We start from the raw sequence: 24,046 nt of genomic DNA, 5'->3' as shown, positions 1-24,046 counted from the left end.
AAATGGCGCAGAGCAACGATTCCCTGTGGGGCGGCAGGTTTGCCTCCGGTCCCGATGACGCCCTCGCTGCACTTTCTCGCTCCACTCACTTCGACTGGCGCTTGGCTAGCTATGACCTCAAGGGAACCAGTGCGCACATAAAGGCTCTGCACGCAGCTGGCCTGCTCGATGGCGCGGAGCTTGAAATTCTCGAATCAGCGATTGCCGAATTGAGTAAACGGGTTAGCAGCGGAGCTTTCAAGCCGCGCCCTGACGAGGAGGATGTTCACGCTGCTTTGGAGCGGGGCCTAATTGAAATTGCCGGACCAGATGTGGCGGGAAAGATTCGCGCGGGTCGATCCAGAAACGATCAGATTGCAACTCTCATACGTTCCTTCCTGCTTGACGCCTCTGATCGAATCTCTGAACAGCTGATCGATTACATCGGAGCGCTGCTGGATCAGGCCGAAGAGCACGTTGGCGTTGCTATGCCTGGCCGCACTCATTTTCAGCACGCTCAGCCGGTGCTGTTGTCTCACCACCTTCTAGCTCACGCCTGGCCCATGGTTCGAAACCTGCAGCGGCTGGAGGATTGGCGAAAGAGGGCGAACCGGTCCCCGTATGGCTCGGGAGCACTCGCGGGCAACACACTGGGCCTTGATCCTTTGATTGTTGCAAGCGACCTTGGTTTTGCTGACGTGTTGGAGAACAGCATGGATGCGACCGCAAGCAGGGATGTGGTGGCCGAATTCAGCTTCATTTCCGCGATGATTGCGATTGACCTCTCCAGATTTGCCGAGGAAATAATTGCTTGGTCAACCTACGAATTCAGCTACGTCAAGCTCGACGATGCTTTTTCCACCGGGTCTTCGATCATGCCTCAGAAGAAAAACCCTGACATTGCGGAGCTGGCCAGGGGTAAGTCGGGTCGTTTGATCGGCAACCATGCAGGTCTGCTATCAACCCTCAAGGGGCTTCCTCTGAGTTACAACCGCGATCTCCAGGAGGACAAGGAGCCGGTATTTGACTCTGTTGACAATCTCTTGCTTTTGCTCCCCGCCTTCACTGGAATGATTGCGACTCTGAAATTCAATCGAGAGCGGCTCGAGGAGCTCGCTCCCATGGGATTCTCATTGGCAACGGATGTTGCGGAGTGGCTGGTCAAGAAGGGCGTGCCATTCCGGCAGGCCCACGAAATAACCGGTGAGCTGGTGAAGTTATGTGAGCAGCAAGGACTCCAGCTTCACGAGTTGAGCGACGCTCAACTCGCTGAGGTCTCTGTGAGCCTCAAGCCCGAGGTCCGACAGGTTATGTCCGTTACTCAGGCGATTGCCTCTCGCGAAGGTCTGGCGGGAACCGCCCTGCCTCGGGTCTTGGATCAACTACTTTCGCTGCGCAAAATCTCTCCGAGAAAGAAGAACTAGTGGCTACTCAAGAGACCCTGGCGGCCCAGCGAAACGATGATTCTTTTGACCACATCATCGACGAGCTGAAATGGCGCGGGTTGGTTGCGCTTTCAACTGACGAGCAATCGCTTCGGGAACAGCTTTCACTGGGTGCAATCACCTACTACTGCGGATTTGACCCCACTGCTCCATCGCTTCACCTCGGAAACCTAGTCCAGCTACTGACCATGCGGCGTCTTCAGCTGGCCGGTCACAATCCACTAGCTCTGGTTGGCGGAGCCACCGGTTTGATCGGGGACCCAAAGCCAACCGCGGAGCGCACCCTGAACGATCGAGAGACCGTGGCTGCGTGGGTCGAAAAATTGGCCAATCAAACAAGGCGCTTTTTGGACTACTCGGGGAGCAACCCTGCTCGGCTCGTAAACAACCTGGATTGGACTCAGAACTACTCGGCCTTGGACTTTCTAAGGGACGTTGGAAAGCACTATCGGGTCGGCAAGATGCTGTCTAAGGACGCCGTGTCCGCCCGCTTGAACTCGGACAGCGGCATCAGCTACACCGAGTTCAGCTACCAAATTCTGCAGGGCCTCGACTTCCTTGAGCTTTACCGAAGGTACGACTGCGTTATGCAAACCGGTGGCAGTGACCAGTGGGGAAACCTAACCTCCGGAACAGATCTAATTCATCGGGTGGAGGGAAAGAGCGTCCACCTGATTGCAACACCGCTGATCACAAACTCAGACGGTAAGAAATTTGGCAAGAGTGAGGGCAACGCCATTTGGTTGGACGGGGAGCTCACCAGCCCCTACGCCATGTATCAGTTCTGGCTCAACACCGATGATGCAGATGTGATTGATCGCCTGAAGGTCTTTACATTTCTGACCCGCGCGGAAATCTCTCGCTACGAGGATTTCGTTCGGGATGAACCATTCAAGCGAGAGGCGCAGCGCAGGCTGGCCCTCGAGGTAACCGAACTGGTTCATTCAAAATCAGATGCCGAGGCCGCCAGGGATGCTTCCTTGGCACTGTTCGGATCTGGTGAACTTGCAGAACTGAAGGAATCGGCTCTGCGAGGCGCTCTGGCAGAGCTGCCCAACATTGAGGTTAGAACCTCAATTTCGGTGGTAGACGCGCTAGTGGCTACCGGTCTTTGTGAGTCCAAGTCCGAGGCGAGGCGGGCAATTGCCCAGGGTGGTGTCAGTGTCAACAAGGTGAAGGTTGATACCGAAGAGTCTGAAGTTACTGATTCGCTTGGTAAAAATGCCGCTGTTTTGGCCCGCGGCAAGAAGTCCCTAGCGGGCGTCTTCTTCGTCAAATAGAGGCAAACACGCCAATATCGACTTCGATTTGACACGGTTACACAATCGTGACTAAGCTCTACCGAGTTGTCCAAAGCTTGGCAGAATCCGAAGAGATAGCCGGCTCAAGTCACAACAATCTTCGACCAAGAAACTGGCCCTTGTGGCCCTAGTTTTTGCGGTCTAGGATTTAGGTCTCTCGAAAAGAACCACGGGAAATTCCTTGGAAACAAGGGGTTGACAGTCGGAGAAGATTCGGTAGGCTTGAGAAGTTGCTCTGGAGATGACCCGAGAGGGAAAGCCAGAAGCATCCGATCTTTGAGAACTCAACAGCGTGCACAATGTCGATGCCAAAAACCTCGGCTGGACTTCGGTCTGGCAGAGATTCCTTTTGGATAAAGATACAAAGCAAAGAATTGTCAGTTGACAGTTCAAAAGCCAAATCAAATTGATCACCCCAATTTTCCGGGGTGTTCGTAAAACTTCCCTGCTTGCAGGGAAAACAATTTTTACGGAGAGTTTGATCCTGGCTCAGGACGAACGCTGGCGGCGTGCTTAACACATGCAAGTCGAACGATGAAGCTGGAGCTTGCTCCGGCGGATTAGTGGCGAACGGGTGAGTAACACGTGAGCAATCTGCCCTTGACTCTGGGATAACTGCGGGAAACTGTAGCTAATACCGGATACTTTCCTCGCTGGGCATCCAGCGGGGAAGAAAGAATTTCGGTCAAGGATGAGCTCGCGGCCTATCAGCTAGTTGGTGAGGTAATGGCTCACCAAGGCGACGACGGGTAGCCGGCCTGAGAGGGTGACCGGCCACACTGGAACTGAGACACGGTCCAGACTCCTACGGGAGGCAGCAGTGGGGAATATTGCACAATGGGCGAAAGCCTGATGCAGCAACGCCGCGTGAGGGATGAAGGCCTTCGGGTTGTAAACCTCTTTTAGCAGGGAAGAAGCGAAAGTGACGGTACCTGCAGAAAAAGCACCGGCTAACTACGTGCCAGCAGCCGCGGTAATACGTAGGGTGCAAGCGTTGTCCGGAATTATTGGGCGTAAAGAGCTCGTAGGCGGTTTGTCACGTCTGCTGTGAAATTCCGAGGCTCAACCTCGGACTTGCAGTGGGTACGGGCAGGCTAGAGTGCGGTAGGGGAGAAGGGAATTCCTGGTGTAGCGGTGGAATGCGCAGATATCAGGAGGAACACCAATGGCGAAGGCACTTCTCTGGGCCGTAACTGACGCTGAGGAGCGAAAGCGTGGGGAGCGAACAGGATTAGATACCCTGGTAGTCCACGCCGTAAACGGTGGGTGCTAGCTGTGGGCCACATTCCACGTGGTCCGTGACGAAGTTAACACATTAAGCACCCCGCCTGGGGAGTACGGCCGCAAGGCTAAAACTCAAAGGAATTGACGGGGGCCCGCACAAGCGGCGGAGCATGCGGATTAATTCGATGCAACGCGAAGAACCTTACCAAGGCTTGACATATAGAGGAAAAGTGCAGAAATGTACTCCCCGCAAGGTCTCTATACAGGTGGTGCATGGTTGTCGTCAGCTCGTGTCGTGAGATGTTGGGTTAAGTCCCGCAACGAGCGCAACCCTCGTCCTATGTTGCCAGCACGTAATGGTGGGAACTCATGGGATACTGCCGGGGTCAACTCGGAGGAAGGTGGGGATGACGTCAAATCATCATGCCCCTTATGTCTTGGGCTTCACGCATGCTACAATGGCCGGTACAGAGGGCTGCAATACCGTAAGGTGGAGCGAATCCCAAAAAGCCGGTCTCAGTTCGGATTGAGGTCTGCAACTCGACCTCATGAAGTCGGAGTCGCTAGTAATCGTAGATCAGCAACGCTACGGTGAATACGTTCCCGGGCCTTGTACACACCGCCCGTCAAGTCACGAAAGTCGGTAACACCCGAAGCCGGTGGCCTAACCGTAAGGAGGGAGCCGTCGAAGGTGGGATTGGTGATTGGGACTAAGTCGTAACAAGGTAGCCGTACCGGAAGGTGCGGCTGGATCACCTCCTTTCTAAGGAGCATCTCGAAGAACTTCGGTTCTTCATAGAGAGCCACCTGCAGGCAAATGTTCTGCAGCTGGTTAGCTCATGGGTGGAACATCACATTGGAGCAAGTAGAAATCTCTTGGATAGTACGCCGCAAGGCTGGAACTCCTGGGATGAACGCAAACCTCAGCACGCTGTTGGGTCCTTGGAGATCGGAAACGATCCCCAGGGGCCATTTCGAGTTTGACTCATAATGGTCAGGTTCGTATTGAGAAGAGAGATCTTCGAATGCGAAACCGCCCGTACTTTGAGAACTACATAGTGGACGCGAGCATCTTTAGACCTGGATTTATCCAGGTCGACGATTTGTCACGTATTTATACGTGGTAGATCTTCTTTGTGTGTCAAGTTTCAAAGAGCACACGGTGGATGCCTTGGCAATAGGAGCCGAAGAAGGACGTAGCAATCTGCGATAAGCCTCGGGGAGTCGATAAGCAGACTTTGATCCGAGGATGTCCGAATGGGGAAACCCAGCCAGACTCGATCTGGTTACTTCCCGCTGAATGTATAGGCGGGATAGAGGGAACGTTGGGAAGTGAAACATCTCAGTACCAACAGGAAGAGAAAACAAAAGTGATTCCGTTAGTAGTGGCGAGCGAACGCGGAAGAGGCCAAACCAAGCATGTGTGATAGCCGGCAGGCGTTGCATGTTTGGGGTTGTGGGACTTCTACGCTGATCTGCCGATCAGCACAAGTATGTAAGCAGTGTAGACGAATGGTCTTGAACGGCCAGTCACAGAGGGTGCGAACCCCGTAGTCGAAACGCTGCCTCAGCTTGAGGAGTATCCCAAGTAGTACGGAACCCGTGAAATTCTGTGCGAATCTGCGAGGACCACCTCGTAAGCCTAAATACTACCTATTGACCGATAGCGGACAAGTACCGTGAGGGAAAGGTGAAAAGTACCCCGGGAGGGGAGTGAAATAGTACCTGAAACCGTGTGCTTACAATCCGTCGGAGCCAGCTTGTTCTGGTGACGGCGTGCCTTTTGAAGAATGATCCTGAGAGTTAGTGATCTGTGGCGAGCTTAACCCGTGAGGGGAAGGCGTAGCGAAAGCGAGTCTGAATAGGGCGATTCAGTCGCAGGTCCTAGACCCGAAGCGAGGTGATCTACCCATGGCCAGGTTGAAGCGACGGTAAGACGTCGTGGAGGACCGAACCCACTTCAGTTGAAAATGGAGGGGATGAGCTGTGGGTAGGGGTGAAAGGCCAATCAAACCTCGTGATAGCTGGTTCTCTCCGAAATGCATTTAGGTGCAGCGTCTTGTGTTTCTCTCTGGAGGTAGAGCTACTGGATGGCCGATGGGCCCTACAAGGTTACTGACGTCAGCCAAACTCCGAATGCCAGAGAGTGAGAACAAGGCAGTGAGACTGCGGGGGATAAGCTTCGTAGTCGAAAGGGAAACAGCCCAGACCACCAACTAAGGTCCCTAAGCGCTTGCTAAGTGGGAAAGGATGTGGAGTTGCATAGACAACCAGGATGTTGGCTTAGAAGCAGCCACCATTAAAAGAGTGCGTAATAGCTCACTGGTCAAGTGATTCCGCGCCGACAATATAACGGGGCTCAAGCAAGTCACCGAAGTTGTGGCATTTGTACATTGCTAGGTCGCAAGATCCAGGCGTACAGATGGGTAGGAGAGCGTCGTGTGGCGAGCGAAGCGGCGGAGTGATCCAGCCGTGGATGCCACACGAGTGAGAATTCAGGAATGAGTAGCGAAATGCGGGTGAGAAACCCGCACTCCGGAAGACCAAGGGTTCCAGGGCCAGGCTAATCCGCCCTGGGTAAGTCGGGACCTAAGGCGAGGCCGACAGGCGTAGTCGATGGACAACGGGTTGATATTCCCGTACCGGCGAAGAACCGCCCAAACTAATCCAGTAATGCTAAGTAGCTGAAGCTGCTTTTGAGACCTTCGGGTGGATGAGGTAGTGGAGCCTACGACCCTATGCTGGTGCGGTTAACGTATTAACAGGTGTGACGCAGGAAGGTAGCCTCCGCGGGGCGATGGTTGTCCCCGTTTAAGGATGTAGGGCGAGAGATAGGCAAATCCGTCTCTCACATAGCCTGAGATCTGATGATGAGTCCGCAAGGACGAAGTGGGTGATCCTATGCTGCCAAGAAAAGCATCGACGTGAGGTTCTAGCTGCCCGTACCCCAAACCGACTCAGGTGGTCAGGTAGAGAATACTAAGGAGATCGAGAGAATCGTGGTTAAGGAACTCGGCAAAATGCCCCCGTAACTTCGGGAGAAGGGGGGCCTGAGGCGTGTATGGATTTACTCCAAAAGCGCTGTATGGCCGCAGAGACCAGTGAGTAGCGACTGTTTATCAAAAACACAGGTCCGTGCGAAGTTGCAAAACGATGTATACGGACTGACGCCTGCCCGGTGCTGGAAGGTTAAGAGGACTGGTTAGCAGCAATGCAAAGCTAGGAATTTAAGCCCCAGTAAACGGCGGTGGTAACTATAACCATCCTAAGGTAGCGAAATTCCTTGTCGGGTAAGTTCCGACCTGCACGAATGGCGTAACGACTTCTCAGCTGTCTCAACCACGAACTCGGCGAAATTGCACTATGAGTGAAGATGCTCATTACGCGCAGAAGGACGAAAAGACCCCGTGACCTTTACTATAGCTTGGTATTGGTGTTCGGTGTGGCATTTGTAGGATAGGTGGGAGACTAAGAAGCTTGGACGCTAGTTCAGGTGGAGTCATTGTTGAAATACCACTATTGTCACCCTGGATATCTAACCGCGAACCGTGATCCGGTTCCGGGACAGTGCCTGGTGGGTAGTTTAACTGGGGCGGTTGCCTCCTAAAAAGTAACGGAGGCGCCCAAAGGTTCCCTCAGCCTGGTTGGTAATCAGGTGTCGAGTGTAAGTGCACAAGGGAGCTTGACTGTGAGACTGACAAGTCGAGCAGGGACGAAAGTCGGGACTAGTGATCCGGCAGTGGCTTGTGGAAGCGCTGTCGCTCAACGGATAAAAGGTACCTCGGGGATAACAGGCTGATCTTGCCCAAGAGTCCATATCGACGGCATGGTTTGGCACCTCGATGTCGGCTCGTCGCATCCTGGGGCTGTAGTAGGTCCCAAGGGTTGGGCTGTTCGCCCATTAAAGCGGCACGCGAGCTGGGTTCAGAACGTCGTGAGACAGTTCGGTCTCTATCCTCTGCGCGCGCAGGAAATTTGAGAAGGCCTGACCCTAGTACGAGAGGACCGGGTTGGACAAACCTCTGGTGTGTCAGTTGTACTGCCAAGTGCACCGCTGATTAGCTACGTTTGGAAGGGATAACCGCTGAAAGCATCTAAGCGGGAAGCCTGCTTCAAGATGAGATTTCCATGACTTTATGTCGAGAGGGCCGCAGCTAGACTACTGCGTTGATAGGCGGGATGTGGAAGTGCTGAAAGGCATGGAGCTGACCCGTACTAATAGCCCGATAACTTGATACAACTTCAAATTTGTGCTTGCGTCCACTGTGTGGTTCTCGAGGTATGGTCGAGAACCGAAGAATGATCTTCGATTCACATAACTCAATAGTGTTTCGGCGGCCATAGCGAGAGGGAAACGCCCGGTCACATTCCGAACCCGGAAGCTAAGACTCTCAGCGCCGATGGTACTGCAAGGGGGACCTTGTGGGAGAGTAGGACACCGCCGGACTTACTTTAGAATTGGCCACTCCTTATGGGGTGGCCTTTTCTATTTAAGCTATCTTCAAGGAAGACAGATGGAATCCAGAAGACCAAGGCCTCAGGCCAAAGAAGAAGGGCCTGCGGGCCGCGGTTCTCGCCAGGAAGGTGAGCGCCCGGTTTGGCAGCAGCGGGTTGCTAGGGACAAAGACGTTGAGAAATCCCCTCTAATCCCGTCCGAAATAACACCTGAAGACCTTGACATGGGCGCTCGGGTCCAGCTGAAGACCCTCACTGCTGAAAATGCCGAAATGACCGCGCGTCATTTGGCCATGGTCAGTTTGCTGATCGATCAAGACCCGGAGCTTGCTCACAAGCACGCTCAGGCTGCCGCGAGAAGGGCCGGGAGGCTGGCAATTGTCCACGAAACCCTAGGTATTACCGCCTATAAAACTGAAGATTTTGCTCTCGCTCTGAGAGAGTTACTTACCCACCGCCGGCTCACCGGTTCAAACGATCAGCTACCTCTGATAGTTGACTCTGAGCGGGGCATGGGCCGACCTGAGAAGGCCCTAGAGGCGATTGCCGGAATTGATCGCGCTAAATTGCCAGTCGGTGTCAGGATCAATTTGGCAATTGTTGTTTCGGGAGCGAGGTTGGACCTTGGTCAAGCCAAACAGGCCAAGCAAGAGCTTGAGATACCTGAACTTTCTCCTAAGACTGTGTATCCACAGTCCCCACTTCTATTTCGCAGTTACGCCGAAGTGCTTCGGGAGCTCGGGCAGGATGCCGATGAGTGGGAGCGGCTAGCCGATCGCGCCCAGCAGGCCTTGGATAACGCCGACGGCGAGGTTTTTGAGCTGTTCGAGGAAATTGTGATCCCGTCTTCCGAGCAGATGGAGGCGAGTAAGCAGGCCAAGGTCGACAAAGCAAAGCGTTTTCTAGACAAGCGTGGCTCCGCCGGGGATTCTCAGCGCGCCAGGCGCGATGGCGACAAGCCTTTCCGAAAGCGCCCCGAGGGGGATCGCCCCGAACGGCCCTATCGCCCAAAGACAGATTCTGATTCAGCAGCCGGTGAGCGTCCACGCCGCCCCTATAGCCCAGATTCCGGCGGAAAGCCCGAGCGAAAGTTCCCGGATCGTGGCGGTCGATCAGGAGGAAACTTCTCTGACCGGTCCAAGCCGGGTGGTGGTTTCAAGCCGAGGGGTAACCGTGGCCAATCTCGTTGAGGGCTATGACTCTTTGCTGTTGGATTTGGACGGGGTGGTTTACCTTGGTTCGAAGGCTGTAGACCACGCAGTCGAAAGCATCAATCTCGCGCAGCGCCAGGGCGTAAAAATCGGCTACGTGACTAACAATGCCTCGAGAAGACCAGAGGCTATCGCGCAGCAACTTCAAGGTTTTGGATTGTCAGCACTTCCCAATGACGTGGTTGGCTCGGCTCGCGCCGCGGTGAAGATGCTTGCGACCCGCATTCCAGCGGGGTCAAAGGTTCTCGTAGTTGGTGGCGAGGGATTGATTTTTGAAGTTCGCGAGGCCGGATTTACTGTGGTTGACAGTGCCAGCGAGCTGCCGGTGGCGGTCATCCAGGGCTTTAGCCCCGAGGTTGGCTGGCGACAGCTCGCTGAGGCATCATATGCAATTCAGCGAGGAGCAATTTGGATAGCAACCAACCAGGATTGGACCATTCCTCGGGAGGACGGGATAGCGCCAGGGAATGGAACGCTGGTCTCCGCTGTCCACACCGCAGTTGGGATATTGCCTGATTTTGCAGGCAAGCCCTTCAGGCCGATTTTTGAATCCGCAATTGAACAGTTAGGCGTCAAAAAACCCTTGATGATAGGCGATCGGATCGACACCGACATCAAGGGGGGAGTTGGTTTTGGCATTGACACCGCTTGTGTAATGACGGGTATTGCTACAAGGAAGGAGCTCCTAGCGGCCAAGCCAGATGAGCGCCCCACCTACATTTTGGGAGACCTCAAAGAGCTGTTTCAGGACTACCCAAAACCTAAAATCACGCGCTCAGGCGTGAAATTCGGTAGGGAGGAAGTTCAGCTCATCGGAACCAAAGTCTTGCTGGTTTCTGGTGACCCTAGATCCCTCAACGCCCTCAGGGCAGCCTGCCAGGTAATCTGGAATTCGCCAATCCCGATCTACGGGTTGGATGTTGAAGCAGCACTCTACGAATAGGAACGTTGTGGACATAGAGCAGATGCTGGCCGGAATCGACCAGCTTTCCACCGAGGAGCAAATCGAGCGTTTGCAGCTGGTTGTTGCGGAGCTAGAAAAGCTTCTCTCCTAGTGTCTGAACGCCTAGACATTGAGCTGGTGATTCGCTCTTTGGCGAGATCACGTTCCCACGCCGCTTCCTTGATTGAACAGTCTCGAGTTTTAGTCAACGGCAAGGTTGCCAGCAAACCTGCGCAAAAAATTCTTGAGAGTGACCTGCTTTCCCTGGCCGATGGACCCGATTTCGTTTCCAGGGCCGGGCAAAAACTCGCCGATGCTCTGGTTGAATTCAAAATTCAACCAACCGGTTGGTGTCTAGATGCCGGTGCCTCAACCGGTGGTTTCACCCAGGTGCTTCTTGAAAGGGGCGCAACCGGTGTGGTTGCTATCGACGTCGGGCATGACCAGCTTGCTCAAGAGCTGAGGGCCGATGCTCGAGTCATAAACATAGAAGGCTGCAACCTTAGAGAGCTTTCCCCTGAGAAGCTGCGAGAGATTTCTGGGGATCAGCACCAGTTCAACCTGGTGGTCGCCGACCTGAGCTTTATTTCTCTCACGCTCGTATTGAGCCAACTGAAAGAATTAGCGCCCGCAGCTGAAATGGTGCTTTTGATCAAACCTCAATTTGAAGTGGGAAAGCACTCCTTGAATGCCTCTGGGATTGTCACGGACTGGCGAGAGCGTCGCCGAGCCATTGAGCAGGTGGTGGACTATGCCGCCGAATTGGGTTTCAGCATCCGGGGTCTGGTGCAGTCCAGTATTCGGGGTACTCACGGGAACACCGAATACTTGCTGTGGATAAGTCCACAAGGTGGAGAAAATCGGCAACAATGGTCTGAGGAGATTTCCAAACTGGCAAAGAGGGATAAATGAGTCGGACCGTTCTGGTTGTGACCTCGGCTCGCACGAGCGACAAAGCCCAGCTGGTAACTCACGCCTGCGAATTTATGCAAAGCCACGGCATTGAAGTCCGATTGGACACGCACGACTTTCACGAAATGCAAAAGCTGGGGCTTGAGATTCCAGCCCCGGCGCATGGCGAGAACGATGAAATTGAGGTCGCGCTGGTCATCGGTGGCGACGGAAGTATCCTGCGAGCCGCTGAGATTCTCCGCGGCACTAGGGTTCCGATTTTGGGGGTCAACGCCGGTCACGTTGGGTTTATGGCTCAGGCCGAGGAGGATTTCATCGATCAAGCACTTCAGGCGCTAATCGACAGGAAATATGAGGTCCGCGACCGACTGTGTCTAGATGTCGTTGTGACCTCCGAGGGTCAAGAGACTTTTCGCAGCTGGGCACTAAATGAGGTCACGGTTGAAAAAAGTGCTCGCGAGCGAATGCTAGAGGTTGTAGTCGAGGTCAACTCAAGGCCGGTTTCATCCTTTGGCTGTGACGGCGTTCTGGTGTCTACCCCGACCGGCTCAACGGCCTATGCGTTCAGCGCTGGCGGACCGGTTATTTGGCCGAATGTCGAAGCCATGATCATGATCCCACTGAGTGCTCACGCACTGTTTGCAAGGCCAATGGTGGTCGGACCCAAGACTGAGTTAGCCATTGAGGTGTTGAAGCGCAGCAGCGGAACTGGCGTTTTGTGGTGCGATGGGCGCCGAACCTTTGACTTGGGGCCTGGTGCAAGAGTTGAAGTTCGGCAGTCCGAGCAGTCTGTGCCGATGGTGGTCCTGGGTGATGAGCCTTTCTCGGATCGTCTCGTGAAAAAGTTCTCACTCCCGGTCACAGGCTGGAGAGGCCCAGACGTTTCAAAGTGATTGAGTCAATCGGCATCCGAAATTTGGGCGTGATTGAATCCGCCCAACTTCAACTCTCAAGCGGTTTTACCGCACTAACAGGGGAAACGGGCGCTGGAAAGACCATGGTGCTCAATGCCTTGGGCCTGTTGATAGGGGCTCGAGCCGATTCCGGTCAAGTTAGGACCGGACAAGCACAGCTCTTTGTTGAGGGCAGCTGGCGAATCTCTGACCCTACCCTCACCCAGCAGGTTATCGACTGCGGAGGTGTGATTGAGGATCAAGTCCTAATTGTGAATCGTTCGGTTAGCACCGATGGAAAATCTCGCGCCGCCCTGGGCGGAGCCGCGGTTCCAGCCGGGACTTTAGCCAGCATCTCAGAGGCGCTGGTTACGGTCCACGGTCAATCAGATCAGCAGCGACTTCGTTCGGCCTCGGCCCAGCGTGATGCACTAGATGAATACGGCGGCGAGCCAGTTCTCAGCGCAAAGGCCGCATTTTCGCAAAGTTTTGAGGCGTTTCGAGAGCTAAAACTGCGTCTGGAGCGCATGCAGTCCAAATCGGGTCAGGATCAAGTTCGCCTTCAAGAGCTTCGCATGCTAGTTCGGGAAATCGAAGAGCTAGCTCCCGAGCCCAACGAACTGGAAGTAATTGAAGAGGCGCTTAATCGATTGAGCAATGTCGAACAGCTGCAACTAACCGCAGCTCGCGCTCACGAACTGCTGTCCTCAGAGGATGGGCCGACAGGGCTGATGCTCATGGGGCAGGCCAGCAAGACCCTTGAAACAGCTAGCGATCCACAACTTCGAAAAATGGGCGAGGAGCTTGCGGAGGTGGTGTCCATCGGCTCGGAAATTTCGGCCAGGCTCTCCTCCTACCTTTTGGATCTTGAAGCCGATCCAGCTCAGCTCGAAGCCCTGCAGGCTCGAAAGCAAGCACTGGTGGCGCTGGAGCGACGCAGTGGCAAAACAATCTCCACTCTCACCTTGGAGCTGCCCCATTATCACGATGAACTTTTAGACCTGGATAGCTCAGACGAACAGCTTGAAAAACTTGAAATCCAACTAGCTGCCTTGGAATCCCAGGCTTACGCAGCAGCAGCCGTGTTAGGTAAGGCTAGGTCCTCGGCAGCTGAGTCACTCAGCGCCGAAGTACTGAGTGAACTAGGTCAGCTAGCGATGTCCGGGATTCGATTCTCAATATCAGTAACTCAGGTGGAGATTCTCGAAGCAAGCGGCCTCGACCGCGTCGAGTTTTTGATTGCAAACCCCGGCAGTGAACCAAGGTCACTAGCCAAAGGCGCATCGGGCGGAGAACTCTCGAGGCTAATGCTCGCCATCGAATTGGTGCTGGTGGCTAATCGACCACTGCCCACCATGATCTTTGATGAGGTGGATGCCGGAGTTGGTGGTCAGGCCGCTCTAGAACTAGGGAAGCGCCTCAAGAAGCTTGCAGAAAAAACGCAGGTAATTGTGGTGACTCACCTACCCCAGGTTGCCGCACTGGCGGATCACCAGATACAGGTCGCCAAAGATTCCGAAGGTGGCATTACCTCGTCCTCGGTGCGCGAACTCAGCGGGGATGAGCGTATAACCGAGATCGCTCGAATGCTCTCTGGCAACCCAAATTCAGCCGCCGCGCTGCTCCACGCTCGAGAACTTTTGAATCTTTGAGCACAACTTTCGTGTTGCAGGGAAAATGAGCGCGGCGGACTGATAAATTGAAGTTCCATGGCTTCAAGCTCTGGAAATCCCTCACACATCTTTGTCACCGGCGGTGTTGCCTCTTCACTGGGCAAAGGACTCACTGCCGCATCTCTTGGCAATTTACTCAGAGCTCGCGGGCTCCGAGTGGTGATGCAGAAGCTCGACCCGTATCTAAATGTTGACCCCGGCACCATGAACCCTTTCCAGCACGGCGAAGTGTTTGTCACAGACGACGGGGCCGAAACGGATCTGGACATTGGTCACTACGAGCGCTTTTTGGACATCAACCTGAATGCGGCTGCCAATGTCACCACGGGTCAGGCTTACTCCACGGTTATAGCCAAAGAGCGCCGCGGTGAGTACCTGGGTGACACCGTGCAGGTGATTCCGCACATCACAGATGAGCTCAAGCGCAGAATGCGACTTCAGGCCAACCAGGAGCCAATTCCTGACGTCATTATCACTGAGATCGGTGGAACCGTTGGTGACATCGAGTCACAGCCATTTATGGAGGCAGCAAGGCAGGTCAGGCAGGACGTTGGCAGAGACAATGTTTTCTTTGTCCATGTCACACTGGTTCCGTATCTCAAGCCTTCCGGTGAACTGAAGACCAAGCCGACCCAGCACTCCGTTGCCATGCTTCGCTCGCTCGGAATTCAACCCGATGCCATCGTTTGCCGCTCCGACCGTGAGCTTCCAGATTCCATTAAAAACAAAATTGCACTGATGTGCGACGTGGATAGGGAAGCAGTTGTTACGGCAGCCGATGCTTCCTCTATCTACGACATCCCAAAGGTGCTAAACAGTGAGGGCCTGGACAGCTACATCATCCGCAAACTTGGCCTGAGTGCCTCAGAGGTGGATTGGTCCAACTGGTCACCGGTCTTGGCTGCTGTTCATGACCCCAAACACGAGGTTACGGTTGGGTTGGTAGGAAAGTACATCGACCTCCCGGACGCTTACCTCTCTGTGACCGAGGCACTCAGGGCCGGAGGTTTCGCCGAGAGCACCAAGGTAAACATCCGTTGGATTAAGTCCGATGACTGCGAGACTGAATCCGGCGCTCGCGACAACCTGTCGGATCTCGATGCCATCTGCGTGCCTGGAGGCTTTGGAATTCGCGGCATCGAGGGCAAACTGGGTGCCTTACGTTTCGCTAGAGAGAACCAAATCCCCACCCTGGGACTTTGCCTGGGCCTGCAGTGCATGGTCATTGAATACTCCAGAAATGTCACCGGTATTGAAGGTGCCACCTCGAGTGAATTTGAACCAGGAGCCGCTCACCCGGTGATCGCCACCATGGCGGAGCAGGTTGATGTTTTGGCGGCGGGCGACATGGGTGGCACAATGCGCCTTGGTCTTTATGAGGCCTCGCTGCTTCCAGGCTCTCAGGTTGCAAATGTTTACGGATCTCTAACCTCACACGAGCGGCACCGACACCGCTACGAAGTAAATAACCACTACCGCGAGCAAATCGCTGCCTCCGGGTTGGTCTTTTCAGGAACCTCTCCTGATGGCCACTTGGTGGAGTATGTTGAGCTTCCAAAATCGGTTCACCCCTACTACGTTTCAACCCAGGCACATCCTGAATTCAAATCCAGGCCAACAAAGCCCAACCCGCTTTTCCACGGACTGATTCAGGCCGCCCTGGAACGCCAAAAACAACAAAAGCTCTTCGAGGAGTAGTAAGTGGAGCCGCTAGCTGGATATCTGCGGCATCTCACCGTTGAACGTGGTTTGAGTCGAAACACCCTTGCCGCATATCGATCCGACTTAGATCGGTATCTGGCGTTTCTGGAGCAGAACCAGAGTGATGTGCTGCTCTCTTCAAAACCTCAGATAGAGCAGTTTTTGATTGATTTGAATTCGATCGGGTTGCGCGCCAGTTCAATGGCTCGAATTTTGGCCTCGGTCAGGGGGTTCCACAAGTACTTGCTGCTCGAGGGCCTTAGGTTGGATGACCCTGCCGGCAAGGTCCGAAGCCCGAAGTTACCGAAGCGCTTGCCAAAAGCGCTCTCCCAGCAGCAGGTTCTCGAGCTATTGACCGCAGTTGGCCCTGAGCCGGACGACGAAGTGGCAGATCCACTGAGAATCCGAAATCGCGCAATTTTAGAACTGCTTTACTCCAGTGGCGCCCGTGTCAGTGAGGTCTCTGGGCTGGACCTGGACGAACTTTCAGAACCCGGTTGGCTGCGCATTAGGGGCAAGGGTAGCAAGGAGCGCCTTGTCCCAATTGGTTCTTACGCGAGAGCTGCAATTGATGCCTATTTGGTGAGGGCTAGACCGTTACTGAGTGCCAGGGCAGGAAATTCAGCACTGTTTCTGAATCAGCGAGGTGGCAGACTGTCTCGGCAGAGCATTTGGGAAATTATTCAGAGTGCCGGATCCGCTTGCCAGTTAGAGGTCTCACCGCATTCGCTGAGGCACAGTTTCGCCACCCACCTAATTGAGGGTGGCGCTGACGTCCGCGTCGTTCAGGAACTCTTGGGCCACGCCTCGGTCGCAACCACGCAGATCTACACGCTGGTGACGGTTGAAACCCTCAGAGAGGTTTATTCGTCTGCACACCCGCGTGCACGGCGGTAGGCTATGGAGATAATTACTTGGAGGCAACGGTGAATCTCTCTCAGAAGGATTTCCCAGTTCCGGGCAAGCTGAAAAGTCACGGCCCGGCCCGCATCATTGCGATGTGCAATCAAAAAGGTGGGGTTGGAAAAACCACGACGACCATCAATCTCGCAGCATCCCTCGCCGAGTACGGCCGCAAGGTTCTGGTCGTGGATTTTGATCCGCAGGGTGCACTATCCGTAAACCTGGCGGCTGACTACCAGGACGCCCCAACCATCTACGACTTGATGATGAATGTGACCATGGATCCGCACGATGCGATTCAGGGCACCGAGCTGGAGAATTTAGACATCATCCCAGCCAACATTGACCTTTCGGCAGCGGAAATGAACCTGGTCACCGAAATGGGCAGGGAGAGAGTTCTCGACGGCATCTTGCACAAGGTGAAGGACGAGTACGACGTCATTTTTGTTGATTGCCAACCAAGCCTGGGCTTGCTCACGGTAAACGCCCTGACGGCAGCTCACGGAGTGCTGATTCCAATGGCCACAGAGTTCTTTGCGCTCAGGGGAGTTGCGCTTTTGGTTCAGACAATAGACAAGGTGAAGGCCAGGACTAACCCTTCGCTTCAGCTCGATGGATTGATTCCGACCATGCACGACGCCAGGACACTGCACTCTCGAGAGGTTTTGGAACGCTTGCAGGAGGCATTTGAGGGCAAGGTTTTTGGCACCGCCATCGCCCGCACCGTAAAGTTTCCTGACGCCACCGTTGCCAGGAAGCCAATCACCTCATTCGCCCCCAGCTCAGAAGCCGCCGAGGCCTACCGCAGGGTGGCTAGGGAGCTGGTGAGCCGTGGCTGTGCAGCTTGAATCGGACATTGATTTTCGCCTTCAGCTAGAAAATTTTGACGGTCCTTTCGACCTTCTTTTACGCCTAATCGGCAAGCACGAATTAGACATCACCACCGTTTCGCTCGCTAAGGTCACCGATGATTTTTTGACCTATGTGAAGCAGCTGGATGAGCACGCTGGGATAGAAAGCGCTTCTGAATTTTTGGTTGTGGCGGCAACGCTGCTGGACATGAAAATTGCGTCACTTCTCCCGCAGGGAGAGGTGGTGGATGCTGAGGATGTCGCCCTCCTGGAGGCAAGAGATCTGCTGTTTGCGAGGCTGCTTCAGTACCGAGCCTTCAAGGAAATTGCCAGCTGGTTCGGAACTGCGCTGGAAATTGAGTCGAGCAGGATCCCCAGGGAGGTGCGCCTCGAAGAAAGATTTAGAAATCTTCGCCCCGAGCTCAGCTGGGAGACCTCTGTTTCAGAATTCGTGCAGATTGCCCAGCAGGCATTTGCCCCAAGGGAGATTCCCGGTGTTGGACTGACACACCTGCACGCGCCAAAAGTTTCCATTCGAGAGCAGGCCGGCATTATGGTGCAGCGATTGCGTGCCGCCGGAAGCATGTCATTCAGAGACTTGATATCCGATTGCAAGGAGCGCGGTGAGCTGGTTGCTCGATTTCTCGGGCTCTTGGAGCTCTACAGGGTAGGGGCAGTCGGATTTAGTCAGCAGGACCCATTCGCGGATTTTGTCGTGGTCTGGGAGGATAAGGGCTTTGCAGCGGATAGCCTGAGTTTGCTAGGAGCAGATTATGCCGACTGACCTCGCCCTGCGGGGCGCGATAGAGGCGATTCTCACAGTTGCAGAGACCCCGATCAGTTTGGTGACGCTTGCTGGAGCCCTCGAGGTCCCGATTGCTTCAGTGAAAGCTGAGCTGGAGGCCCTTCAGCGAGATTACGATCAGGCCCACGATGGCCTCGGTAGAGGTTTTGAGCTGCGCGAGATTGCAGGTGGCTGGAGACTCTATGTCCGCCCCCAGCACGACTGGGCAGTCAAATTACTGGTGGCCAACGAAAACCCGGCCAGGCTTTCTCAGGCAGCTCTCGAGACTTTGGCAGTAATTGCTTATCGCCAGCCGGTTTCACGCGGTCAGGTATCTTCGATTCGAGGTGTCAATGTAGACTCCGTGGTTCGCACCTTGCTCTCAAGGGGTCTAATCACGGAGCTCTACACAGATGCTGAGTCTGGTGCTTCTATGTTTGGCACCACTGAGCTGCTGCTTGAAGTGCTGGGCATTAATTCGATTGATGAGCTACCGGCCATTAGCCCATACCTACCCGGACAGGATGACATTGACTGATTCAGAGGGCATTCGCCTGCAAAAGGTGCTGGCTGCTGCCGGCGTCGCATCTCGCCGAGCAGTGGAGGAGATGATCGTCAAGGGGCGGATTCGCGTCAACGGCAAAGTCGTCAAGGAACTCGGCACTCGAATTTTCCCTGAGGCCGATCAGGTTCAGGTTGATGGCAGGCCGGTTCAGCTCGACCCAGATCGGGTGTATTTCGCATTTCACAAGCCCAAGGGTGTGGTTTCGACCATGGCAGATGAGAACGGGCGAAAGTGTCTGGCGGACTTTTTCATCGGTTACGAGCGCGTTTTCAATGTTGGGCGATTGGACTCCGAAACCACCGGCTTGCTCCTGATGACCAATGACGGCGAGCTAGCGAATGCACTGGCTCACCCGTCTTTTGGGGTAGAAAAGCTTTACGTGGCAAAGGTCCGCGGCAAGATCACCAGGGTCGAGATGCAGCGCCTGATGGAGGGCGTGAAGCTCGAAGATGGTATTTCGAAGGCGGATAACGCTCGCGTGCTAGACCAGAACGAGCAGTCCTCTCTGGTTGAGATTGTCCTGCACTCTGGGAAAAACCGAGTAGTGCGCAGAATGCTGGAGGCGGTTGGCTTTCCGGTTTTGGATCTGGTGCGAAAGAGCTTTGGCCCGATCCGGTTGGGAAACCTCAAACCAGGTCAATTCAAGGAACTTAGTAAACTGGAGGTTGGCCTCCTGATGCAGGCGGCTGCCGGGAAAGCTGAGACTGGAAAGAGGCGCTAATGGCTGTGAGGGCGATTCGAGGCGCGATTCAACTCGACCAGGATGAGCGCTCGCACCTGTTGAAGTCCACGGCAGAGCTTGTGACCAAGGTGCTGCACGAAAACAATCTAGACATCGCCGACTTGATTTCGATCTACTTCACGGCGACTCCCGATCTGGTGAGTGAATTCCCAGCCTTGGCCGCCAGGGAATTGGGGCTTGGCGATGTGCCACTGATGTGCTCGGTAGAAATGGCGGTTGCCGGTTCGATGCCCAGAGTCATTCGACTCATGATGCACGCCGACACTAAGCTCTCCCGCTCCGAGATTAAGCACGTTTATCTTCGTGGAGCCAAAGCCCTTCGAGCAGACATAGCGCAGTGACATCTCCCGCAGTCAAGATTGTCGGGGTTGGTCTTTTGGGGACCAGCCTTGGTTTGGCGTTGTCAAGGCAGGGTATTGGGGCAACTCTTGAGGATCAGTCCCCGGCGAATTTGCGCCTGGCGGTTGATTACGGTGCCGGTTCCATCTCGGGTTCTGAACCCGACATCGTCGTTGTCTGCGTTCCGCCGGACGTCACTGCTTCGGTGGTGACTCAGCAGCTAAGACAACATCCGAAGGCGATTGTCACCGATGTTGCTTCGGTCAAGGGTCAAATCTCAAAGGCGGTATCAGCCCTGTCTCCTGCGGATCACTCCCGCTACATCGGCTCCCACCCCATGGCGGGCCGGGAAAAGGGTGGCCCATCAGCAGGTAGAGCAGACCTCTTCTACGCGCGCCCTTGGATTATCACTCCGGATTCAGAGACCAAACCTGAAGCTTTGGATGCGGTAAGGGATCTGGCCCTTCGGGTCGGAGCACTTCCGGTAGAGATGTCTGCTTCAGAGCATGACGAAGCCGTTGCCCTGGTCTCTCACCTGCCCCAGTTGGTCTCATCGCTGCTTGCAGCTCGACTAGTTTTCGGGGAAGAGGGGCAGCTTTCACTGGCTGGTCAAGGGCTACGAGACACCTCGAGAATCGCAGCGAGCGATCCAAATCTGTGGGTTCAAATTCTGGAGCAAAACTCCGTCGCTGTCGCTGGACTGCTGAAGCAGTTGGGTTCCGACCTGGCACATCTCTCTGCCGCCATGGAAGACGTTGCCAAACCGGGTGCGCTGGCTGAAATTCACAAATTATTGACCGCTGGAAACTCAGGAGTGTCTAGGATTCCCGGAAAGCACGGCGGAAAGGGAAGCAGCTATCAAATCGTCACGGCTGTCATCGAAGACGCTCCCGGTGCCTTAGCGGCGCTGCTTACCTTCATCGGTGAAATTGGCGTGAACCTTGAGGACATCAACCTTGAGCACTCTCCGGGAGCCCCGATTGGTTTGGTCGAAATGCAGGTCGTTCCCGAGGTTGCGGCTCTACTGAGCGAGAAACTTCAGGCCAATGGATGGCGGCTGGTTTAGTGGCAAGTTTTGTGGTTGCAATTGACGGTCCTGCCGGGTCTGGTAAGTCCAGCGTCTCCAAAGAGGTGGCGCGTCGCCTGGGCTTTGGGTACCTGGACACGGGAGCTGGCTATCGAGCCTTTGCGCTGCACTCGCTAAGCGGGGCTGCTCTACCAGAACTTCTCGAGAGCTTTGACTATCAAATTTCCCTAAACCCCGATTCTCAGCAGGTGCTTCTTGGAGAGCGGGACATAACCCTTGATATCAGGGGTGAGGTGGCAGCCAGGGCAGTAAGCGCGATTGCCCGGGATCCCGAGGTTCGAGAGCTTCAACTCCGCGACGCACGCAGCCGCATCTCAACCTGCACTCAAAGCGGTATCGTGGTTGAAGGCAGAGACATCACCACGGTCGTGGCACCGGATGCCCAGGTGCGAATTCTCCTCACCGCCAGTGAATCCGTTAGGCTCGCTAGGCGCGGACTTGAACAAACCGAAACTGCGGAAAGTCTCAAGGCTCGAGATGCATCCGATTCCAAAGTGGTCGAGTTCTTTACCCCGGCCGATGGGGTAGCCCTGGTGGACACCAGCGATTTAAATTTTGAACAGAGCGTTCAAGCGGTAATAGGTCTTGTGGAGGCAGCCCAAAATGGCAGATGAATTTGATCCCGAGCTTGCGGTGGCCCAAGCCCAGGTGCTGCGTGAGGAGCTGGGGGAGTATGAGCTCGATGAGGAAGACTACGGACTTCTGGAACTGGAGCTTGATGAGGAATTCAGTGACGGTTACAGACCGGCCCCACCGGTTTTAGCCATTGTCGGCAGGCCAAATGTCGGAAAATCCGCTCTTGTAAACCGAATTCTCGGAAGAAGAGAGGCGGTGGTCGAGGACAAGCCCGGAATCACCAGAGACCGAGTTTCCTACCGTGCGGATTGGAATGGCCGCCCCTTCACCCTTGTGGACACTGGCGGTTGGGAGCACGATGCCCTCGGGATTGACGCCTCTGTCGCTCAGCAGGCTGAAATTGCGGTGGATCTCTCAGATGCGGTTTTATTCGTTGTTGACGCCCTGGTTGGGGCTACCGCTTCCGATGAGCGAGTGGTAAAAATGCTTCGCGGGTCGGGAAAACCAGTGCTTCTGGTGGCAAACAAAATAGACGACGCGCACCTTGAGCCCGAGGCTCACGCACTCTGGAGTTTGGGGCTGGGTGAACCTCACCCGGTTTCAGCCTTGCACGGCAGGGGAGTGGCGGATCTGCTCGACGCTGCGATGAAGGTGCTTCCGGAGAAATCTGCCGTCGCCGACGATGAGTTCACCGGACCAAGAAGAGTTGCGTTGATTGGGCGTCCAAACGTGGGGAAGTCCTCGCTTTTAAACAAGGCCACCGGAACCAATCGTGCCGTCGTGAACGAACTGGCGGGAACCACTCGTGACCCTATTGACGAGCAGGTTGAAATTGCCGGTCGGATCTGGCGCTTTGTGGACACCGCAGGTATCCGCAAGCGAATGCATCGCGTTGAGGGTGCTGACTTCTACGCTTCCCTGCGCACCGCAGCTGCCCTGGAGCGCTCAGAGGTTGCGGTAGTGCTGTTCGATGTCTCTGATGAAATTAGCGAAGCTGACATTCGAATTGTTCAGCTGGCCTTGGACTCTGGCCGCGCGCTGGTATTGGCATTCAACAAGTGGGACATTCTCAACGACGAACGTCGCATCTACCTGGAGAAGGAAATCGAACGGGACCTTGCTCACGTCGACTGGGCACCCAGGGTCAACATCTCGGCTGCCACCGGAAGGCATCTTGAGAAATTGGTTCCAGCTTTGGAACTCGCGCTGGAGAGTTGGGACACCAGAATTCCAACCGGAAAGCTCAATGCATTCCTGCAGGAGCTCCAGGCTTCAACGCCACACCCGATTAGAGGCGGAAAGCAGCCTCGAATCCTGTTCGGCACCCAGGCTGCCTCTCGCCCGCCCAAATTTGTTCTTTTCGCCACTGGATTCATTGAAGCCGGTTACCGCAGGTTCATAATTCGTAAGCTTCGTGAGACCTACGGCTTCGAGGGTTCTCCAATTGAAATTGGAGTTCGAGTTCGAGAGAAACGTAAGCGCGGAAAGTAAATGTCTAAAATCTCGGTCATTGGTGCGGGTGCCGTTGGAAGCGCGACTGCTTACGCTTTGCTGATTCAAGAGGTTACAAATCACGTTGTGCTTTACGACGTTGCCACCGAGAAGGTTGAGGCAGAGGTTCTGGACCTCGCTCACGGAACTCTCTACACAGGCGCCTCAAGAATCACCGGCGGCAGTGACATCCAGGAAACCGCGGGCAGTGATCTGGTTATCATCACAGCCGGTGCGAAGCAAAAGCCTGGCCAGTCCAGGCTCGACCTGGCGGGAACAAACACTGCGATTCTGCAGAATCTAATGCCTCAGCTGCTAAATCTTTCACCAGAGGCAATTTTCATCCTGGTTACCAATCCCTGCGACGTTCTGGCCACTGTCGCCCAGCGGCTGAGCGGTCTGCCACCGGCCAGGGTTTTTGCTTCGGGAACCGTCCTGGATTCGGCCCGATTGAGATGGCTCTTAGCCGAGCGACTTGGCGTTGCTTCGGCATCGGTTCACGCTTACATCATCGGGGAGCACGGCGACAGCGAATTTGCCCTCTGGTCTCAAGCGAGAGTTGGCCCAATTCCCCTTGCAGACTGGCGATTGGCAGACGGTAGCCGTTTGAGTGCTGAGGACTTTGAGCAGATCGCACTCGAGGTGAAAAACGCCGCATACCGAGTTATTCAGGGCAAAGGTGCCACCAACTACGCTATTGGTTTATCCGCCGCGAAAATTGCCAGTGCAATCCTCAGCGATTCCAATGAAATCCTTCCGGTTTCCTCGGTCCTCAGCGGCTACCACGGCATTTCTGGCATTGCACTATCGGTGCCAACCATCGTCAACCGAAGTGGGGCCGTTCGTCCACTCGACTTAGCTATGACTGCAGCCGAGCAGGCTAAACTCAAGAATTCAGCCGATGCGATCACGGCAAACCTTGTTTCACTTGGTTACAGCCTCAATTAGCCTTCATACTGCTTTGACGACTT

At 54.8% G+C, this 24,046-nt stretch carries 18 protein-coding genes and 3 rRNA genes; all 21 read left to right on the top strand.

Annotated features, from left to right (window positions below):
- Positions 1-2: 2 nt before the first annotated feature.
- Positions 3-1,403 carry an argininosuccinate lyase gene (gene argH / locus HRU87_RS04415; RefSeq protein WP_173493721.1) on the top strand — a complete coding sequence of 467 codons (1,401 nt, stop codon included), beginning with the start codon at positions 3-5 and terminating at the stop codon, positions 1,401-1,403.
- Positions 1,403-2,704: a tyrosine--tRNA ligase gene (tyrS, locus tag HRU87_RS04410; RefSeq protein ID WP_173493720.1), complete on the top strand. Its 1,302-nt coding sequence runs from the start codon at positions 1,403-1,405 to the stop codon at positions 2,702-2,704. Before argH ends, tyrS begins: the two co-directional genes overlap by 1 nt.
- A 487-nt stretch (positions 2,705-3,191) precedes the next feature.
- Positions 3,192-4,712, top strand: a 16S ribosomal RNA gene (locus HRU87_RS04405).
- 376 nt (positions 4,713-5,088) lie between these two features.
- Positions 5,089-8,188 (top strand): 23S ribosomal RNA (locus HRU87_RS04400).
- A 91-nt stretch (positions 8,189-8,279) separates the two neighbouring features.
- A 5S ribosomal RNA gene (rrf, locus tag HRU87_RS04395) occupies positions 8,280-8,396 on the top strand.
- Together the 16S, 23S and 5S rRNA genes form the textbook arrangement of a ribosomal RNA operon.
- A 67-nt stretch (positions 8,397-8,463) precedes the next feature.
- The gene (locus HRU87_RS07160) at positions 8,464-9,594 is read left to right on the top strand and encodes a hypothetical protein (RefSeq protein WP_246247201.1); all 1,131 of its coding nucleotides are present in this window, start codon (positions 8,464-8,466) and stop codon (positions 9,592-9,594) included.
- A complete protein-coding gene (locus HRU87_RS04390) occupies positions 9,578-10,558 on the top strand; it encodes an HAD-IIA family hydrolase (RefSeq protein WP_246247198.1) in 981 nt (326 codons plus the stop codon). Before HRU87_RS07160 ends, HRU87_RS04390 begins: the two co-directional genes overlap by 17 nt.
- A 111-nt stretch (positions 10,559-10,669) precedes the next feature.
- Positions 10,670-11,470, top strand: a complete 801-nt coding sequence (locus HRU87_RS04385) for a TlyA family RNA methyltransferase (RefSeq protein WP_173493718.1) — start codon at positions 10,670-10,672, stop codon at positions 11,468-11,470.
- On the top strand, positions 11,467-12,363 hold the full coding sequence (locus tag HRU87_RS04380) for an NAD kinase (RefSeq protein ID WP_173493717.1): 897 nt from the start codon (positions 11,467-11,469) through the stop codon (positions 12,361-12,363). The genes HRU87_RS04385 and HRU87_RS04380 overlap by 4 nt, the downstream gene beginning before the upstream one ends.
- On the top strand, positions 12,360-14,015 hold the full coding sequence (gene recN, locus HRU87_RS04375; RefSeq protein ID WP_173493716.1) for a DNA repair protein RecN: 1,656 nt from the start codon (positions 12,360-12,362) through the stop codon (positions 14,013-14,015). Before HRU87_RS04380 ends, recN begins: the two co-directional genes overlap by 4 nt.
- Before the next feature lie 57 nt (positions 14,016-14,072).
- A complete protein-coding gene (gene pyrG, locus HRU87_RS04370; protein WP_173493715.1) occupies positions 14,073-15,734 on the top strand; it encodes a CTP synthase in 1,662 nt (553 codons plus the stop codon).
- Between the two features lie 3 nt (positions 15,735-15,737).
- On the top strand, positions 15,738-16,634 hold the full coding sequence (gene xerD, locus HRU87_RS04365; protein WP_173493714.1) for a site-specific tyrosine recombinase XerD: 897 nt from the start codon (positions 15,738-15,740) through the stop codon (positions 16,632-16,634).
- A 29-nt stretch (positions 16,635-16,663) separates the two neighbouring features.
- Entirely contained in the window at positions 16,664-17,488 is an 825-nt protein-coding gene (locus tag HRU87_RS04360; RefSeq protein WP_246247196.1) for a ParA family protein, read from the top strand.
- A complete protein-coding gene (locus tag HRU87_RS04355) occupies positions 17,472-18,275 on the top strand; it encodes a segregation and condensation protein A (RefSeq protein WP_173493713.1) in 804 nt (267 codons plus the stop codon). The genes HRU87_RS04360 and HRU87_RS04355 overlap by 17 nt, the downstream gene beginning before the upstream one ends.
- Entirely contained in the window at positions 18,265-18,813 is a 549-nt protein-coding gene (gene scpB / locus HRU87_RS04350) for an SMC-Scp complex subunit ScpB (RefSeq protein ID WP_173493712.1), read from the top strand. Before HRU87_RS04355 ends, scpB begins: the two co-directional genes overlap by 11 nt.
- Positions 18,800-19,561, top strand: a complete 762-nt coding sequence (locus HRU87_RS04345; RefSeq protein ID WP_173493711.1) for a pseudouridine synthase — start codon at positions 18,800-18,802, stop codon at positions 19,559-19,561. The genes scpB and HRU87_RS04345 overlap by 14 nt, the downstream gene beginning before the upstream one ends.
- Positions 19,561-19,923: a chorismate mutase gene (gene aroH, locus HRU87_RS04340; protein WP_173493710.1), complete on the top strand. Its 363-nt coding sequence runs from the start codon at positions 19,561-19,563 to the stop codon at positions 19,921-19,923. Before HRU87_RS04345 ends, aroH begins: the two co-directional genes overlap by 1 nt.
- The gene (locus HRU87_RS04335) at positions 19,920-20,987 is read left to right on the top strand and encodes a prephenate dehydrogenase (protein ID WP_173493709.1); all 1,068 of its coding nucleotides are present in this window, start codon (positions 19,920-19,922) and stop codon (positions 20,985-20,987) included. Before aroH ends, HRU87_RS04335 begins: the two co-directional genes overlap by 4 nt.
- Positions 20,972-21,622: a (d)CMP kinase gene (gene cmk / locus HRU87_RS04330; protein WP_173493708.1), complete on the top strand. Its 651-nt coding sequence runs from the start codon at positions 20,972-20,974 to the stop codon at positions 21,620-21,622. The genes HRU87_RS04335 and cmk overlap by 16 nt, the downstream gene beginning before the upstream one ends.
- On the top strand, positions 21,612-23,075 hold the full coding sequence (der, locus tag HRU87_RS04325) for a ribosome biogenesis GTPase Der (protein ID WP_173493707.1): 1,464 nt from the start codon (positions 21,612-21,614) through the stop codon (positions 23,073-23,075). Before cmk ends, der begins: the two co-directional genes overlap by 11 nt.
- Positions 23,076-24,023 (top strand): L-lactate dehydrogenase, encoded by a 948-nt coding sequence (locus HRU87_RS04320; RefSeq protein ID WP_173493706.1) that lies wholly within the window; start codon positions 23,076-23,078, stop codon positions 24,021-24,023.
- The last annotated feature ends 23 nt before the right edge of the window (positions 24,024-24,046 follow it).

It is taken from the genome of Aquiluna borgnonia, from assembly GCF_013283855.1.
Lineage (GTDB): Bacteria > Actinomycetota > Actinomycetes > Actinomycetales > Microbacteriaceae > Aquiluna > Aquiluna borgnonia.
The sequence above is the reverse complement of the archived record's forward strand: the minus strand, read 5'-3'. Positions and strand labels throughout refer to the sequence as shown.

Bases quoted from the DNA above. Each gene is read 5' to 3' on its own strand.
- scpB (WP_173493712.1), top strand. From the start codon at position 18,265: ATGCCGACTGACCTCGCCCTGCGGGGCGCGATAGAGGCGATTCTCACA.
- HRU87_RS04320 (WP_173493706.1), top strand. From the start codon at position 23,076: ATGTCTAAAATCTCGGTCATTGGTGCGGGTGCCGTTGGAAGCGCGACT.
- argH (WP_173493721.1), top strand. From the start codon at position 3: ATGGCGCAGAGCAACGATTCCCTGTGGGGCGGCAGGTTTGCCTCCGGT.
- HRU87_RS04380 (WP_173493717.1), top strand. From the start codon at position 11,467: ATGAGTCGGACCGTTCTGGTTGTGACCTCGGCTCGCACGAGCGACAAA.
- der (WP_173493707.1), top strand. From the start codon at position 21,612: ATGGCAGATGAATTTGATCCCGAGCTTGCGGTGGCCCAAGCCCAGGTG.
- pyrG (WP_173493715.1), top strand. From the start codon at position 14,073: ATGGCTTCAAGCTCTGGAAATCCCTCACACATCTTTGTCACCGGCGGT.
- aroH (WP_173493710.1), top strand. From the start codon at position 19,561: ATGGCTGTGAGGGCGATTCGAGGCGCGATTCAACTCGACCAGGATGAG.
- HRU87_RS04345 (WP_173493711.1), top strand. From the start codon at position 18,800: ATGACATTGACTGATTCAGAGGGCATTCGCCTGCAAAAGGTGCTGGCT.
- cmk (WP_173493708.1), top strand. From the start codon at position 20,972: ATGGCGGCTGGTTTAGTGGCAAGTTTTGTGGTTGCAATTGACGGTCCT.
- HRU87_RS07160 (WP_246247201.1), top strand. From the start codon at position 8,464: ATGGAATCCAGAAGACCAAGGCCTCAGGCCAAAGAAGAAGGGCCTGCG.